Annotated in this window: 8 protein-coding genes; all 8 read left to right on the plus strand. The window is 36.4% G+C overall.

The genetic code is table 11. From position 1 onward, the window contains the following. Positions 1-314 precede the first annotated feature (314 nt). The 8 genes from Q0972_RS13145 (at position 315) to Q0972_RS13180 (ending at position 18,986) form a co-directional block, all read left to right on the plus strand. Positions 315-3,119, plus strand: coding sequence for a triple tyrosine motif-containing protein (locus tag Q0972_RS13145; RefSeq protein WP_299366263.1), 2,805 nt, complete (start codon positions 315-317; stop codon positions 3,117-3,119). 236 nt (positions 3,120-3,355) lie between these two features. Continuing rightward, complete coding sequence (locus tag Q0972_RS13150) at positions 3,356-6,490, plus strand: TonB-dependent receptor (RefSeq protein ID WP_299366265.1); 3,135 nt, start codon at positions 3,356-3,358, stop codon at positions 6,488-6,490. 5 nt (positions 6,491-6,495) lie between these two features. After that, complete coding sequence (locus Q0972_RS13155; RefSeq protein WP_299366267.1) at positions 6,496-8,070, plus strand: RagB/SusD family nutrient uptake outer membrane protein; 1,575 nt, start codon at positions 6,496-6,498, stop codon at positions 8,068-8,070. Between the two features lie 29 nt (positions 8,071-8,099). After that, entirely contained in the window at positions 8,100-9,578 is a 1,479-nt protein-coding gene (locus tag Q0972_RS13160; protein ID WP_299366268.1) for a hypothetical protein, read from the plus strand. A 288-nt stretch (positions 9,579-9,866) separates the two neighbouring features. After that, positions 9,867-13,052 (plus strand): glycoside hydrolase family 2 TIM barrel-domain containing protein, encoded by a 3,186-nt coding sequence (locus Q0972_RS13165; RefSeq protein ID WP_299366270.1) that lies wholly within the window; start codon positions 9,867-9,869, stop codon positions 13,050-13,052. Positions 13,053-13,064: 12 nt separating this feature from the next. Then, positions 13,065-14,495: a carbohydrate-binding protein gene (locus Q0972_RS13170; protein ID WP_299366272.1), complete on the plus strand. Its 1,431-nt coding sequence runs from the start codon at positions 13,065-13,067 to the stop codon at positions 14,493-14,495. Between the two features lie 12 nt (positions 14,496-14,507). Next, positions 14,508-15,443 carry a glycoside hydrolase family 16 protein gene (locus tag Q0972_RS13175; RefSeq protein WP_299366274.1) on the plus strand — a complete coding sequence of 312 codons (936 nt, stop codon included), beginning with the start codon at positions 14,508-14,510 and terminating at the stop codon, positions 15,441-15,443. Positions 15,444-15,539: 96 nt separating this feature from the next. Next, complete coding sequence (locus tag Q0972_RS13180; RefSeq protein WP_299366276.1) at positions 15,540-18,986, plus strand: hypothetical protein; 3,447 nt, start codon at positions 15,540-15,542, stop codon at positions 18,984-18,986. Positions 18,987-18,990: the final 4 nt, after the last annotated feature.

Here is an 18,990-nt window from a genome sequence, read left to right on the forward strand (position 1 = left end):
ATAGGTCAATGTAGTATACAAAGGATAAGTTCCAGTTAATACTGGAGCTTTTTTTATGGAATAGTACTCTGAAATGTCATAGTAGGTGAGACGAGAAGTTTATACCGGGCTAAATCGATGTAAATTTTGCTACCTATAAAGAAAAAACCTAAGCCATAGTTTTGGGATTTTTTCATTTCTAAGTTATTTATTAGTCTGTTTTTTGTACAGAATAACACTACAAAACTTCTCAAAGTGTTTATATTTACTTAAATTGGTAACTTAACATTGTTGTTGTGGTGTTTTTGGCGCCTAACAATAGAGATTAGTGGTTGATGGTAAGGCTCAAAAAACGCTTTCTTTTTTTTATTATTCTTTTTGGTATATCCTTGAGCGCTCAGGAGATTCCTCCTATACAGGTTTTTACGCAGCAAGATTACGAAGCTGAGGATCAGAATTGGGATATTTCACAAGACAAGGACGGTATAATTTATTTTGCAAATAATAAAGGGCTACTCCGCTACAATAGTGCAAGGTGGGAGCTTTTTCCTTCGCCAAACCAATCTATATTAAGGTCGGTCAGTGTTATTAATGATAGAATATACACAGGTTGTTATATGGACTTTGGCTATTGGGAGAAAGATAGCTTTGGGGGGTTGACCTATACGTCATTAATAGCAGGTAGGAATATAGAAATTAAGGAAGATGAAGAGTTTTGGGATATAGTTGAGATAGAAGACTATATATTATTCCAATCTTTAGACAGAATATATATCTACAATATCGAAGCAGATAATTTCAAAATCATCGATTCCAAAAGTAGAATAAGTAAGATATTTAAAGTTGGAAAAAACATTTATTTTCAAAAGGACGGCTTAGGAATATTTGAAATCACAAACGGTAAAGAGCAACTTATTATACCAGCAGAGAAATATGGGGACAATGAAATTATTAATATATATAAAGACGCTATTGCGCTGTTGTTGTTAACTAAGGAGAATGGTATTTACAAATATTCTAATGGTATTGTATCTAACGGGGATCTTAAAGTAAATAGCATCCTTAATGGATTAAGCATATACAGTAGTATTAAATTAAAGGATGGAAGCTTTCTTTTTGGTACCGTTTCTGAAGGCTTAATTCAGATGTCACCTTTTGGAGACAGAATTTTAAAAATAGATAAATCAGCAGGCTTGAGCAATAACACCGTATTGTCCTTATTTGAGGGAGAGAGGGGTAATCTATGGTTGGGTCTAGACAACGGAATTAATTGTATAAATTTAGAATCACCCTATACGGTTTACAAGGATAAGCAAGGTGTTCTGGGAACTATCTATGCTTCAATTAAAGTTAATGAATATTTATATTTAGGTAGCAACCAAGGGCTTTTTTATAAGAACATGGATGAGAATTCTGGCTTCAAGCTTATCGAAGGAACTAAGGGACAAGTCTGGCATTTAGCCTATTTAAAAGACACGTTGTTTTGTGGCCATGATAAAGGAACATTTGTTATTAATGAAGGTGAAGCTAAACTTATTGAGGGCGAAATGGGAACCTGGATAATTAAGGATGTTAATCATCACCCTAATATTTTACTTCAAGGAAACTATGAAGGCTTGAGTGTGCTAGAACTCAAAAATGGAAAATGGTCTTATAGAAATAAGATCGAAGGATTTGACATTTCTTCAAGATATTTAGATTTTATCGGTTCAAATGAAATATTGATTAGCCATGAATATAAAGGCGTTTATAAAACTACGGTTGACAGCACTTTCAGCAGAGTTTTAGAGTCGAAGAAATTAGATATTGATGAGGGACCAAAATCAAGTATTGTAAAGTATCAGAATTCAATATTGTACAGCAATAGAGATGGGGTTTTTGTTTATGATGAAAAGAGATTTAGTTTTGTAAAGGATAGTTTATTAAGTGAATTTATTAAAGGTGGTAATTATTTGTCTGGAAAGCTAATTTTTGATGAGACTAATAACCGATTATGGCTCTTTTCTAATAATGATATCATATATGTTGAACCAGGTACACTTTCTAGTAAACTTAAAATAAATAAAATATCCATACCACACGAACTTAGAAACAGTAAGGTAGGGTATGAAAATATTTTGTGCATTGATAACAATAGATACCTAATAGGTACAACAAATGGATATATTATTGTCGATATTAATAGACTTAAAGAAAATTCTAAAAGCATTAAAATCGATAATATTTCTTATAGTGCTTTACATAGTGAGTTTATTCCATTGGCATTAAATGAGACAGCAGATTTAAGTAATAAAAGTAATAGTATAGCATTTAAATATAGTATTACCGATTATAGTAATTTTTCAGCCATAAAGTATAAATACAGATTAGTAGGAATTTATGATAACTGGAGCAATTGGACACTCGATTCAGAAGTCAGTTTTGAAAATCTACCTCACGGAAATTATACATTTGAAGTAAAAGCACAATCTGGAGGGGTTGAGTCTAATAATTTGGCTTCATTTACTTTTTCAATAGAGAAACCTTGGTTTCTTAAGCCCTTGGCCATTGCGGCATATATTCTCATGGGATTGGCATTATTATTCTTAATTCAGTATTTCAATAATAGATATTACAAAAAACAAAAGCAAAAGCTCATTGAGAATAAGCAAAGAGAATTGGAACTTGAACAATTGGAAAATCAACGACAACTCATTCAATTTAAGAATCAAAACCTTCAGTTAGATATTGAGAACAAGAATAGAGAACTCGGTACGGCAACTATGAACTTGGTTAAGCGTAATGAATTGTTGAACAGTATCAAGGATGAATTGTCAAAGAGTAAATCTTTAGATGATGTGAAAGGCGTGATTAGATTGATTAATACAAGTCTAAACAATACTAGCGATTGGAAACTGTTTGAAGAGGCTTTTAATAATGTTGATAAAAACTTTATGAAAAGAATTAAAACATTACATCCGTCAATCACTCCTAATGATTTAAGGTTATGCGCTTATCTTAGATTAAATTTATCTTCAAAAGAGATTGCACCTTTATTGAATATTTCTCATAAAAGTGTTGAAGTAAAGCGATATCGATTGCGTAAAAAAATAGGATTGGACCACGAGCAAAGCCTTACAGACTATATCTTGGAGCTATAACTCCTATACAATCCCTTTTTTTGCCTATACATTTCCCATACATTTAGCGTATTTTACATTTGGGTTAGTTTTTTGTAAACATATTGTTAACCCTTTTAATCCTCAATTTAACAGGCCTTTAACACTTAATTCGCAAAAAACATAGACTTTTTTTGCGATGTATGTTTTTTGTATAGTTTATTATTGCGAATTCAATAAAATTTTGTAGTAAGTTGCTAAATCTAATGCAACTAACTATGAAAATCAATTTTTTTACACTAATGGCCATTCTTGTTTCTATAACAATGTTTGGACAGAATGTAGATGTAACAGGTACAGTTACTGAAGCTTCATCTGGTCAGCCACTTCCAGGAGTGAATGTGTTGATTAAGGATACTACTAAAGGAGCTTCAACAGATTTCGATGGAAATTTTATAATCAATGATGTGCCATTAAATTCCATTTTAGTCGTTTCTTATTTGGGTTTTGTTACTCAGGAAATCACAATCACAAGTAGTGAATCACTTAGTATTGTGCTTCAAGAAGATGCTCAGTCATTAAATGAAGTAGTGGTTGTTGGTTATGGTACGCAAAGGAAGAAAGAAACTACAGGAGCTGTAGCAGTACTCGATTCGGAAGCCATCGAAAGACTGAATCCTCAGCGTGTTGAACAAGCCTTACAGGGTCAGATTGCCGGTGTTAATGTAACCTCGGTTTCAGGTTCTCCAGGTGCAGGTTCTAATATTAGGATTAGAGGTGTAACTACCAATGGCGATAATAGACCATTAATTTTAGTAGATGGTAACGTAATAGAAGATTTATCGGTATTAAACCCAAACGACATAGAAAGCGTTAATGTACTAAAAGATGCTACAGCTGGTATATACGGTGTGAGAGGTGCAAATGGTGTTGTTTTAATTACAACCAAGACAGGACGAAAAGCATCAGAGCTAAAATTTTCAGTAGATGCTTATGCGGGCTTTCAGACCACAGCTCAAAAAATTGACGTATTAGGCCCTAGAGATTATGCTATCTATGTTAACGACGCACTTAATGAAACACAATTTTTTGAGTTTCCTCAGCAAGGTACGGATTGGCAAGATGAAGTGTTTACCACAGCTTCTATCTCGGATATAAATCTTAGTGCCAGTGGAGGTGGAGAAAAATCTGCTTACAGTTTTGGAATTTCTAATCTAGATCAAGACGGTATAGTTGGCGGTGGTAAATCTAATTTTAGACGTACCACAGCGAGACTATCGTATCAACTGGATATATTGGATAATTTAAAGCTAACCACAACAGGCCTTTACACAAACTCCAAAAAAAATAATTTACCAGAAAATGGTATTGGAACGCCATTGTACAATGCGGTTAATGTTAACCCTAATCTTTCGGTTTTTGATGAAAATGGAGGTTTTTCTATTCCTACAACGGTAGCGGCCATAGAAGTTGTAAACCCATTAGCACAAATAGAGTTTAATCATAATACTACAAGAGTAGATAGATATAGTGGAACCATTGGTTTAGATTACACATTCCTCGAAAAGTTTACCGCAAGTGCTAAGCTACAAATCAATTACTCTAATGTCTTAGACGATATCTTTAGGCCTGTAGCAGATTTAGGAGATGGCAGAACAGGTACGATACTACCTCTCAATGATGATGGAACAAGTGGAGGGAATGAAATTGTTGACAACAGTGCTATATTTACGGATTACACCTTTGATGCTTATATAACTTATGCAGACACGTTTAACGAAGACCATAACCTCACCGTTTTATTAGGTGGTTCAGCATTTAGAACAAGAGGGCATTTTTATGGACAAACAGGATTTGTTTTGGCAAATGGAAGTAATTCAGTTGATGATGCCTTTCGAGATGGTTGGGTTGGAGATAGACTGGATCCTGTTAACGGACGCTTAGTGCCGCGTTTTAGACCAGACCAAATAGAAAATGGTGAAGAACAGTTTGATTCACGACTGCAATCCTTTTTTACTAGGGTGCAATATAATTATAAAGGTAAATACCTATTCTCGGCAGTTTTAAGACGAGATGGATCTTCCAAATTTGGACCTAACAATAAATTTGGATATTTCCCTTCGGTCTCGGTTGGTTGGAATATTTCTGATGAAGATTTTATGCAAAGCACTGACTGGATTAATTCCTTAAAATTACGAGGTAGTTATGGTATTATTGGTAACGATAGAATACCAGACTTCCGGTTTATCACATTATTAAACGGCGAAGGATCTATAGCTCCTGGAAATGCTCTTAACCAGACTGATATACTTCTTGGAGTAGCTCCTGGAGTACCAGGAAATCCAAACTTAAAATGGGAAGAGCAAGAATCCTTAAATATAGGGTTTGATGCTCGGCTATTTAATTACAAGCTCACACTTACATTTGATGCTTTTAGAAAGCGAACCGAAGATTTATTATTCGATCCACAGGCTTCTGCATTAATCAATTCAAGTTTAAATCCTACTATTTTTCCAACTATTAATGCAGGTACTGTAGAAAATAGAGGATTAGAGTTTAGTATTGGCTATACTGACAAGATTTCCGAAGATTTTGAATTTAATATAAATTATAATATCACAACATTAGACAATGAGGTTGTTTCGGTAAATGGCGAAATCCCTCCTGTACTAGGTGAGTTTGGAGTAGGGATAAGCCAAATAGGAATATCTCGTATGGTGCCAGGACTTCCATTAGGACATTATTATGGGTACCAAACCGAAGGGATTTTTCAAACCCAAGCCGAAATCGATGCTTTAGATGCAGCGTCTCCTAATGGTACATATGTCTCAAGTGAAATAGGGGTGGTAGCACCAGGGGATTTAAGATTTGCTGATATCAATGGTGACGGACAAATAGATCCAGACGACCGAACGGTTATAGGTAACCCAATACCAGATGTTACAATGGGCTTAAATATTGGGTTTAGATATAAAAATATAGATTTTAGCGCCAATGCATTCGCATCAATAGGTAATGATATGGTTAGAGATTACGAGCGCAAAGTGCCAACTGCAAATATTGGGAGCTATGCAATATCCAGATGGCAAGGATCAGGAACTAGTAATTCTGTGCCTAGGTTCGATAATGGTTCAATAAATGCTAACGTTTTTTCAGACTTTTACGTAGAAGATGCGTCGTTTTTGCGCTTACAAAACGTGCAATTAGGTTTTACTTTTGGTGAGAAAATAACATCCACATTAGGAATAGACAGACTAAGAATGTATCTTTCAGGTAACAATATATTCACAATTACGGATTATTCCGGTTATGACCCTAGTGCCAATTCAGGACAACCTCTCGGTGGTACTATTGATAAGGGATTTTATCCTGTAGCAAGTACTTATTTATTAGGTTTTAACTTAAACTTTTAAAAATTATGAAAAAGATTTTAAAATTAAAATACGTTTGGGTACTATTCCTATTTGCAACATCTTCATGTGATGATTTTGTAGAGGTAGATCCCATTCCAGTAACCTCGGATGATTTCTTTAATACGCCTGAGGAATATGAAGATGCTTTAATTGGCTCTTACGATTTATTACAAGCAACATTTTGGAATGTCCTTACAAGTGTTGTTGCGTCAGATGATTTCATAGCAGGTGGTGATGCAGCATCAATAGACCAACCAACGCTTCAAAATGTTAATTTGATGAATCACACACCAGCAGACAATAATCAGTTAAGGGATATTTGGACCTTAATGTACGCAGGCTTAAACAGAACCAACTTTTTATTGCAAAATGAAAATAAACTAGACTTTGAAGGTAGAGATGAGATTATTGCTCAAGGGTATTTTTTAAGAGCGTATTATACGTTTGAATTGGCTAAGTTTTATGGCAATGTCCCTTTAAAAGTTGAAAATCGTGATGGTGTTGATAGAATTGTAAATCAACCTGTTATACCTGGCGAACAATTTACAATGGGAAGAACAGCCAGTATTGCAGCGATTTATGGACTTATAGAGGAAGATTTGAAGGAAGCCATTCCTAATTTACCCTTAACCCAGGACTTGCCTTATGAAATTACTAAAGGTGCTGCACAAGCACTATTAGGAAAAGTATATTTATACCACGGCACATTTGATCAAACGAAATTTTCCGATGCCGCGAGTGTACTGAATGAAGTTATTAACTCTGGTCAGTATAGTTTGGTAACAGGAGAAGACTACACCAATCTGTTTACAATCGATGGTGAAAATGGGCCAGAATCCGTTTTTGAAATTCAATATACCAACGTAGAAGGTGCAGGTTGGGAATGTATTACCTGTAGCGAAGGCACCTATTTTGTGCAGTTTAATGGGCCAAGATCACCTTATAATGACCCAGTTTATGCCTCCGGTTGGGGCTTTAACCTACCAACACCTCAATTTTACGAGATTTTTGATGAAGATGAGAGTATGCGACGAGATATCACCATTTTAGATTTAAGGGAGTTGGCGGCATTAGAAGATAACTCTGTTTACTCACCTGCTAATGAGGATACCGGGTTTTACAATCATAAGTATGTACCTCGCAAAGCAGATTTAGGCGAAAGCGTTGCACAATTAACACACCCTCAGAATTACAGATCCATTCGCTATGCGGACGTATTATTAATGGCCGCAGAAGCTGAAGCAGAATCAGGAGGTTCAAATGCTACTGATTATCTCAATCAGGTTAGAGCTAGAGCGTATGGCGATAATAGTCACGATTATAATGCCTCAGAAGGAAGCTTGCTAGATGCAATCTATTTAGAGCGACGTAAGGAGCTAGCAGGTGAAGGCCATCGCTTCTTTGATTTGGTCAGAAGCGGAAGAGCTCAAGATGCTTTCAATACTTATAATACGACAAAACCAGAAGGCTTTACTACTGTAAACTTTGAAACTAATAAGAACGAACTATTTCCAATCCCATTAATAGAACTAGAATTGGCACAAGCTATAGATAGATGGGGACAAAATCCAGGATATTAAAAAAAGAATTGTTGAACAAAAATTAAATTATGATGAAAATATTAAAAAAGAGCGTTTATTATGTACTCGCATTGGTAATGTTAAGTGCGGTATTTTCTTGCGAAGATGATGACACGTTGAATATTATTGCAGGATTAGATTTTAACATTGCCGAATTAAATGCAGAAGGTAATGAAATTGGTGTTATTGCAACAACGATACCGCCAGACGGAAGAATCGTGTATACGGTGAATTTTGGTGATCCAAGCGGTGATCCAACGGAGGTAATTCAAGAAACGAGTGGCCCTATGGTATCTTATGAATATCCAGAGGAGACAGCTACATATACCATTATGGTAACGGCATCTTTGCCTGGTAGAGATGACGTGTCTATAACAAAAGAGTACACAGTTATTTATGCGATAGAAGATCCGGATCCGGACCCACTGCCTCAAGAAGCTTATGCTAACGATGATTTTGAGGGTGATGACGGTATTACCTCATGGTTTGCAGATGCAATTACTATGGACACGGCCTTTGCTAACCCAGATGCTAGTGGTATCAACACTTCTGCAACAGTGCTCCAATATATCGATGACGGTTCAGGTTTATTTGCGAATATTCGTTTCGATGTAGATCCAAACTTTGATCTTGCTTCAAATTCAACATTTACGCTAAAAGTCTATGTTGAATCTTCAAGTATAACGGGTTCTCAACCCAACCAAATCGCTTTAAAACTACAAGATGGAGGATTGAGCGAGCCATGGACAACGCAGACAGAAATTATAAAACCTGTAGTTTTAGATCAATGGCAAGAGATTACTTTTGATTTTGCTAATGATCCCTTTGTCAATTTTGACCCAGGTTCGGCAGACCCAGTTGACAGAACCGACTTTAACAGAGTAGTAATTCAGTTTAATGGCGAAAATAACAACGACGCTATTACAGCATATATAGATGATCTTGTATACGATGATACAATTGCAGGACCGCCAGAGGCCTATGCCAATGACGATTTTGAAGGTGACGATGGAATTGCCTCATGGTTTGCAGATGCAGTAATTATGGACACGGCCTTTACTAACCCAGATGATAGTGGTATCAACACTTCTGCAACAGTACTACAGTACATTGACGATGGTTCAGGCGCATTTGCCAACATTCGTTTTGATGTAGATCCAAACTTTGATATTGCATCGAATCCGACATTTACACTCAAGGCATATATTGATTCCTCGAGCATATCAGGTTCTCAACCCAATCAAGTTGCCTTAAAACTTCAAAATAATGAGCTTGGTGGAGATTCATGGCAAACCCAAACAGAGATAGTACGTACGATCAATGTTTTGGATGAATGGGTAGAACTAACATTCGATTTTTCTGGCAGCGATTGGGTAAATATCAATTTCCTTGGTACTGATCCAGACCCAGTTGATAGAACCGACTTTAATAGAGTAGTAATTCAGTTTAATGGCGAAAATAACAACGACACTGTTACAGCATATATAGATGATCTTGTATATGAATAATATTGTTTATAGGTACCTAGTTATTCTAGCTAAAAGGATTAAAAGTACCTTTAAGAAATATCACAGCAATACTATGAAACTAGACATAACTAGCTGCTATTTTGAGTACTGGTTTAAAATTAACAACAAAATAATTATTTAGTCTACTAGTCTGTGCTTAAAAGGTCAATATTTACCATGTATTGACCTTTTTTAACCAAAATTTTATGCCCTAAAGAAAAACATTTGCATAGCTTATGATAAGGCTGATTACCTTAAGAAATCAACAAAAAATATAAAACTAACTATATGAAAAATAATCTAATTGTACTGTTCTTTATGCTTAGTGTGCCATTTGCACTGGCGCAATCAAATAAAGTATCAGTCGAAAAAAGCGCCGATGGTTTTAGACTTGTTGCTAATGGCCAAACCATGATGGTTAATGGAGTAAATTGGGATTATGTTCCAATAGGTAATGGTATTCTTGATAAAGGTATCTGGGCAGAATCAGACGATATTATTAGAGCTGCTTTGGATGCTGAAATGGCCCTATTTAAAAATATGGGTGTAAATGCAATACGTACCTATGGTTTAGAACCTAAGTGGATTACTTATATCTATGAAAATTATGGTATTTATACCATGTTAAATACCCAATTTGGAGCTTATGGTCTTACAATTAATGGAGCTTGGGTACCACAAACGGATTATACGGATCCCGCTACTCGCGAGGTCTTGATGAAAGAAGTTACCGATATGGCCAATAAGTACAAAGATACGCCTGGACTTTTATTGTACATGGTAGGTAATGAAAACAACTATCATCTGTCTTGGACAGGAGCAGAAACAGAAGCCATACCGATTGATGGAGTAGACCCTGGCATTCGCTTGGCAGCAGAAGGACTTTATAAAGCATTTAATGATGCAGCTCTAGCAATAAAAGGAATAGATAATTCAGTTCCTGTTGCCATATGTAATGGGGATTTACTCTACTTAGATATTGTAAAACAATACTGTAAAGATATTGACATTTATGGTACAAATATGTATAGAGGAATCTCATTTGGGGATGCTTTTCAACGTGTAAATGATGAATTGGATAAACCAATATTATTCGCCGAGTTTGGCGCTGACGCGTTTAATGCAATAGAAAATAAGGAAGATCAATATTCGCAAGCTTATTACAATGTGGGGAACTGGAAAGATATTTATCAGAATGCCGCAGGTTTGGGTAAGACTGGAAATTCAATAGGTGGTTTTACATTTCAATCTAGTGATGGATGGTGGAAGTGGAATCAAACCAAGGATTTTGATGTGCATAATACAATTGCAACATGGCCTAATGGTGGTTATTCTAGAGATTTAGCACCAGGTGGAAATAACATGAACGAAGAGTGGTTTGGTATATGCGCTAAGGGACCAACTAATGAAAGAGGTTTGTACGATCTTTATCCAAGAGCTGCTTACTATGCACTAAAAGAAGTACATCAATTGAATCCGTATGATCAAGGCATGAATATGGAATTTGTGGAAAACTACTTCAATAATATAAATCTGATGGACGCGGTACTAAAGGCCAGAGGCGATAAGGCCGCTCTTGAAGGTGGTTCTACAGGGAAGTTGGGTATAAGTAGACTTAGAGCAGAATTTACAACGTTTAATACTGGTGGTAGTCTCATTACAACACCAGAAACAGAAGATCCTAATGTGAATCAATTTCCAAATCAGCTAGGTTTCGATCATATGCAGTCCTACTTTGTCGGTATTGAAGGAAAACCATCTTCAAATATGCGTGCAAATGTTGACTTTAACATTTTAGGAAATGTCGCAGAGAACCCCATAAACGAAATTTTTTATGAGAATGCAGGTAGACCTGTAACAGTTACTGGTGTTGATGGTGGTAATAATGTAGATGTGGAAATTGCTGATTTCAACAGACTACGTGTTTATCAAGCTGAATTTGAGTGGAACGCCAAAGACTTCGATTTAAGAGGGTTTTACAGAACCGGTCATTACCACTGGGCCTATGAAGGGGATTTCTTTAACCTTTACCCAGAAGCTAACTATGGGCCAAATTTAGATATCTACAACGGTGAAATATTAGGAATAGAAGTAGACGCCAAAGGAGAATTAGACGGCCTTAAGGCTGCTTTTGGTCCGCAATTATGGTGGGGAGCAAACCCGACTATGTTGCTTAAATATTCTAGAAAAATATTAGACTGGGATGTCACGGGTATTTATCACAGAGACCTTAACACTGATCTAGAGTTTGATGAAACAGGAAGGCGTGTATTAGATGCCAACCAGGTGCGTTCTGGTATTATTCCTGCTTGGCCTCAAGAAAGAGCAACGATAGCTATTGAAAGAGATTTCGGTAGTTTTGGTGTTACTGTAGGTGGTATTTGGGGCGGTAGCCCATTAAATGGAAGCTCTTTTCAAATGTATGAAGAAGACAATGATGTCGTTGTTGTAGATAAAGTACAAGGCGAAGATAATTGGGGAGCAAAAGCTAAAGTTACTTATCAAAGTGGACCTTTTAACTGGTACGCGCAAGGATCCTATATGGGTCTTGTAGCTAACGGTGGTGTAGATCAAACAAGAACCTTTACAGGTTGGAGACTTTTGGATTCAGGTAGTGGTAATATGACGAACTTCCTATCTGGATTTACATACACATTTGGTGATCTGCAAATAGCCCCCAATTTTATGTGGCAAAAACCTTTAGTAGATCCTATGCCAAATGGAGTGCCAGGGCCGGGGAGATTAAGAAACGTTATAGATGATCCATTTGCTGTAAGAGGTGGCAATAGAGAAACAACTGCTGGAGAAATATTATTAACATTTGATCCAACTCCTGGAACATGGATGTACGAATGGAACAACGACCGAGCTGAAGATGCAAAGTTTGCTTTTAATCTAGGGTTTGTGTACAGGCATTTACCCACCACACAAGATGCACATATCGGTTTCTTGGCCGATCGTACATTTTTTGCATTTGGAGAGTCTGCTCCAGCAGAAGATTTGTGGGAAGCGCATACGCGTATAGTTTCAAAATTAAGTCCAGATTTAGGTATTATTGGTAATTTCTACTACGGAAACGGACAGGGTAACGGTGATTCTGATAGAACAATCACGCGCTTTGGTGGAGATTTAAGATTGCTCTACAAAAAGATTAAGGTCATGTCCCATATTAGAGTCAATGATTGGGGACCGTTTGATTATCATCGTGATTTCAACTTAACATTCCCGTTACAGCTAATGCTAGATGTTTCTACAACCTTGGGTAAACCAGATTGGTTTATATTACCAAGCACACAGGTTGGTATTAGAGGAATGTGGCGTTCTTTAGATGAATTTTCACCTAGGTTTTCACCTCTAGCTACAGATCCAAATGCAACAAATCCTAACACACCACCAATTCTTAGCCCTGTGGGATTCCCCAATGGGTCAGAATGGGAGATTAGAACATATATACATATTAATATTGGCAAATAAAATTCTATGATTATGAAAAAATTTAGTTTAAGATATTACGTCATCTTTCCTTTATTGGGATTACTATGTGTCGCGATGATAGGCTGCGAAAGAGGTTTCTCTGATGACGTGGATTTAGCAACTTTCCCTGTAACGCCAGATATTTTTACAGATGCACCAGTTGGACTAACAGATGAGTTTTTTGATTCTTTTGACCCAGCTGTCGGAGCCAATACTGAAGGTTTTAGCACTGATGATAGTGAGGCCTATGAGGGTACAACATCAATTAGAATTGATGTTCCTACACCAAATGATCCTAACGGGGGTTTTATAGGAGGTATTTTTAAGGACAGAGGCGACGGCAGAAATCTAACAGGCTATGATGCCCTAACCTTTTGGGTAAAAGGTTCGACTACGGCAACTGTAGGTGTCTTTGGTTTTGGTTCCGATTTTGAAGAGGATAAATACGCGGTTTCTTTAAACAATACAGAACTATCTACAGATTGGAAAAAAGTTATTATTCCAATTCCAGATCCTTCAAAGTTAGTTCAAGAAAAGGGAATGTTCTTATTTTCGGCAGGTACAGAAAGCACAAATGGTGTTGGTTATACTTTTTGGATAGACGAATTACGTTTTGAAAACTTAGGAACTTTGGGCCAACCAAGACCAAAGATATTTGGAGGGCAAGATCAAACAGGTCAGGCTAATGTCGGTACATCTGTACCAGTGATTGGGTTGACCTATACAGCGAATGGCCCCAATGGTTTAGATATAACCGTGAATGCGGCTCCCTCTTATTTTGATTTTGATAGCTCAAATCCGTTTGTAGCTTCAGTAGATGAATTTGGTTTAGTTACAGTTGATGGACCAGGGGAAGTTGACCCAGAAACGGGAGAACTTATTAATACGTCTGTAATTACAGCTGATTTAGCAGGTGTTGACGCCGACGGATCTCTAACCATAGAAGCTGTAAATATTGATGTCATTTCTATTTTTAGTGATGTATTTGCTAATGAACCTGTAGATAATTTTAATGGTTTTTACCTTGAGCAGAATACCTTAGGTGGTGACGTAGATGAAGATGGTAACAACGTTATTACTTATACTCAGCTAGACTTTGTAGCTATTGAATTTTATGGAAGAGATGGCAGCGATGTGCCACCAATTGATGCTACAGAAATGACACATTTACATATAGACGTAAGAGTAAATGAAAATGTTGATCCAGGGGACTTTGTAAGATTTGCCTTGTTTAATAATTTCACAACGCCAAGTGAGTCAGAAGGAAGCTTTACAATATTATCGAACGATTTACAAGCTAACCAGTGGGTAGAGTTCGACATTCCATTGTCAAGTTTCATTGGATTAGGCGGAAGAGAAGCTTTAGGTGCGCTATTTACAGTAACGGATAACACAATAAGTACACTTTCTTTAGATAACATATATTTCTATTCTGAAAACTAATACATAAAAACTATGAACTTTAAGAAGAAAATAAAATTAAGCGTACTGCAATGGTGCTTTGCATTTTTGGGAATTACAGCAATTAGTGCTATGATTATAAGTTGTAACCCTGATGATACTCAGGTCGTGGCAAATTTTGGTACCATAACAATGCAGGATGAGTTTAATGATCCAGGAGCGCCAGATCCTACCATTTGGAGCTATGAAATTGGTAATGGTGCAGAACAAGGTATACCAGGCTGGGGAAACAATGAATTACAGTATTATACCGATAGACCTGAGAATGTTGTAGTAGAGTATGATGATGAGGCTGAGAATGGTTATTTAAAAATAACTGCCTTAAGAGAAGATTTTGAAGGTGCTGCTTATACGTCTGGAAGGATAATTACTCAAATAGACCCAGGAACTGGTAATGGTTTTGAGCAACAATATGGGCGTTTTGAGGCTCGTATAAAATTACCTTGGGGTAAAGGGTTGTGGCCAGCATTTTGGTTATTAGGTAATGACTGTGATGAAAATCCTTGGCCTAATTGTGGTGAGATAGACATCATGGAATATCTTGGTGATGAACCAACTGTAGTTTTTGGTAGTGTCCATGGGCCTGGTTATAATGCTGGTGATTCTGTTTCTAAGGATTATGAACTCCAAAATAGTCGTTTCGATGATGAGTTCCATGTCTTTGGCGTAGAGTGGAGTCCCAACAGAATTAACTTTTATGTAGACGGCGATTTATATCAGTCTCTTACACCAGAAGTTATAGCTGAAGAAGCCGAAGAATCTATTGAGAATAGTATGCTCAGTAACGCAGGTGATTGGGTTTTTAACCGTCCATTTTACATTATTCTGAATATTGCGGTGGGAGGTAATTTACCTGGTTCACCGAATGCTGATACTGTATTCCCGCAGACCATGTATGTGGACTACGTAAGAGTATACGCAGCAGATTAAAACAAAAATTATAAGTCTAATAAAGGTCAAGAGAGGCTATTCTTGACCTTTTTGACCCTTGTCCTCAAAATTGCTAACATTGAATTAAATAAGAAATTGAAAGATACTATCCAACAAGACAAAGCTGTGAATCTAGAGCCTGTAACTATAGACGGTAAGGCTTATTTTAAGATTTCTAATAGTGATCAAATGCGTCCGTTTTTTATGAGCATTGTGAGTGATTCTAATCATTGGATGTTTATATCAAGTAATGGCGGATTAACTGCTGGACGCAAAAATTCTGAATATGCATTATTTCCTTATTATTCCGATGACAAAATCACAGAGTCATCTGAAATAACTGGGGCTAAATCCATTTTTCAAATCAACAAGAATGGCGAAAGATATATTTGGGAACCATTTTCTATCAGATTTCAGGATGATTATAACATGAGGCGCAACCTTTACAAAAGTGTCTATGGGAATGCTGTAATTTTTGAAGAAGAAAACCTGGACTTGGACCTTATCTTTAGATATGAATGGTGCTCTAGTAATAGGTTTGGTTTTGTTAAAAAATCAAGACTTGTCAATAATTCAACCTTACCTCTTACAGTAAATGTTTTAGATGGCATTCAGAACGTATTACCATATGGGGTTAGTAGTGCCTTACAAAATGCAAGCAGTAATCTAGTAGATGCCTACAAGCGTACCGAATTGGTCGAAAACACTGGAATCGGAATTTTTGCATTAAGTGCCATTATTGTTGATAAGGCCGAGCCAAGTGAAGCGCTCAAAGCAAATATAGCTTGGTCATTGGGTCTTGAGAATCCCAATTATTTACTGTCTTCACTTCAACTAGATAGCTTTAGAAACTTTGAAGATATCCATCAAGAGATTGATGTAAAAGCTGAAAAGGGGGCGTATTTTGTCAGTTCCCAAATTCAATTGGCTTCAAAGGAAATAAAGGATTGGGTCATCGTTGCCAATGTTAATCAAGATCACTCGGCAATTGTTCAGATTTCAAAACAGATAAGTGAAGACAATCAGTTATTGAGCAAACTTGAAGAGAATATCGATTTAGGCACTAAAAAGCTTATAAAATTAAATGCCTCTTCAGATGGATTACAGTTAACATCAGATAACTTTAGGGATACTAGACATTTTTCAAATACGCTGTTTAATATAATGAGAGGAGGTATTTTTGATGATGGCTACACTATTGAAAAATGGGATTTTGAAAAATATATAGCGAAGGCAAATAAGAAAGTATCTAGAAAATTAGAGGGTGTTATCAATGCGATGCCAGCTACATTTTCGGTAACCTATCTAAAAGACATTGCTTATAAGTCTGATGATAAAAATTTTAGACGTTTGTGTCTAGAATATATGCCATTAAAATTTAGTCGACGACATGGTGATCCTAGTAGACCTTGGAATAGGTTTTCTATTAATACAAGAAGTGAAATAGATGGCTCCAAGATTCTAGATTATGAAGGGAACTGGCGCGATATATTTCAGAATTGGGAGGCTCTAGCACATTCGTATCCTGAGTTTATGGAAAGTATGATTCATAAATTCTTAAACGCAACTACGTTTGATGGTTATAATCCATATAGGATTACGAAAGACGGGTTCGATTGGGAAATTATAGAACCAGACGACCCTTGGTCGTATATTGGGTATTGGGGAGATCACCAAATCATTTATTTGCTTAAGTTTTTAGAATTCATTGAAGGACATAACCCAGGGAAATTGGAAAGTTTTTTTAATAAGGATTTGTTTGTATATGCCAATGTGCCTTATAAGATAAAGCCTTACACAGACTTACTTCAGAATCCAAAAGACACGATTGAGTTTGATGAAGATTTAGATCGGAGAATTCGCCAAGATAGATTAGAATTAGGTGCAGATGGTGCTTTATTGAGGGATGAAAACCGACTTATTGTAAAAGTAAATTTTGTAGAAAAGATACTAGCCACAACTTTAGCCAAATTATCCAATTTTATACCAGAGGGAGGTATTTGGATGAATACACAACGCCCAGAATGGAATGATGCCAACAATGCTTTGGTTGGTAACGGTGTGTCTATGGTAACCTTATATTACTTGAGACGCTTTTTAAAATTCTTTGATACAGTATTTACTAATGTGAGTACTGAATCTATAGAGCTATCAAACGAATTACTCACTTTTTATAATGCCGTTTCAGAAACCTTCAAAAACCACCAGTATATATTAGCAGGTAAAATCAATGATTCTGACCGCAAGAAAGTTTTAGATCAATTGGGGGAAGCAGGAAGCCAATACAGAGAACAAATCTACAATAACGCATTCTCTGGCCGTAAGTCTAGTGTGCCCGTAAGTTCAATAAGAGGGTTCATTAAGGTTGGTCTCGAATATTTAGCGCATTCTATTAAAGCCAATAAACGTTCGGACGATTTGTATCATGCCTACAACATTATGACGGTAAGCAGTAATGATAGTATTTCTATTTCTTATTTAGATGAAATGTTAGAAGGTCAAGTAGCTGCTTTGAGTTCAGGATTCTTGTCTTCTCGCGAGAATTTAGCAGTATTAGATGGTCTTAAACACAGCTCTCTTTTCAGAGACGACCAATACAGTTACATTTTATATCCATATAAAAACTTAAAAGGGTTTATGGATAGAAATACTATTCCAGCAAGTGCTGTTGAAAGTTCAGAGCTTTTAACCACCTTAGTTGCAGATGGCAATGTACGTATCCTAGAAAAAGACATTAACGGTGAGTACCACTTTAACGGTAACTTTAAAAATGCTGATGACCTTAAAGAGGCGCTCAAAGATTTTGCAGGGACGAGTTATGAAACTCTAGCTGTAACTGATAAAGCCAAAGTGCTTCAAATTTTTGAAGATTTATTCAACCATAAAGCTTTTACAGGGCGCTCAGGAACATTCTACGGATACGAGGGATTAGGATCTATTTATTGGCATATGGTTTCAAAACTATTGCTTGCTGTGATGGAATGTTGCCAGAAAGCCATAGAAGACAATGAAAGCGATGAAGTTGTAGGTAGACTATTAGAGCACTATTATGAAATTAACGAAGGTATAGGTGTACACAAATCACCCGAACTGTATGGTGCATTTCCAACGGATCCATATTCGCACACGCCAGCTGGTAAAGGTGCCCAGCAACCTGGAATGACAGGTCAGGTTAAAGAAGATATTTTAAGCCGTTTTGGTGAGTTAGGTGTTTTCGTCAAAAATGGTCATTTGGTTTTTAATCCTTGTATGCTTCGCAAAGATGAATTTTTATCAGTAGAGCAAACCTTCAATTATGTGTCAGCAGATGGAGAAGCGTCAATACTAAATTTACGTAATGAACAATTGGTATTTACTTATTGCCAAGTACCTATAGTGTATACCATTGCCAATGAATATAAAACAGTTGTAACCTTTAATGATGGTTCTGAAGTATCATTTGATGAATTAAGTCTAGATAAAACTACTAGCGCTGAGGTCTTCAGTCGTTCTGGAAGTATTAAAGTCGTTACAGTTTATATTAAAGAAGAATACCTAAAATAAAATC

The sequence above is a fragment of the Winogradskyella sp. genome, from assembly GCF_028282165.1.
Classification (GTDB): domain Bacteria; phylum Bacteroidota; class Bacteroidia; order Flavobacteriales; family Flavobacteriaceae; genus Winogradskyella.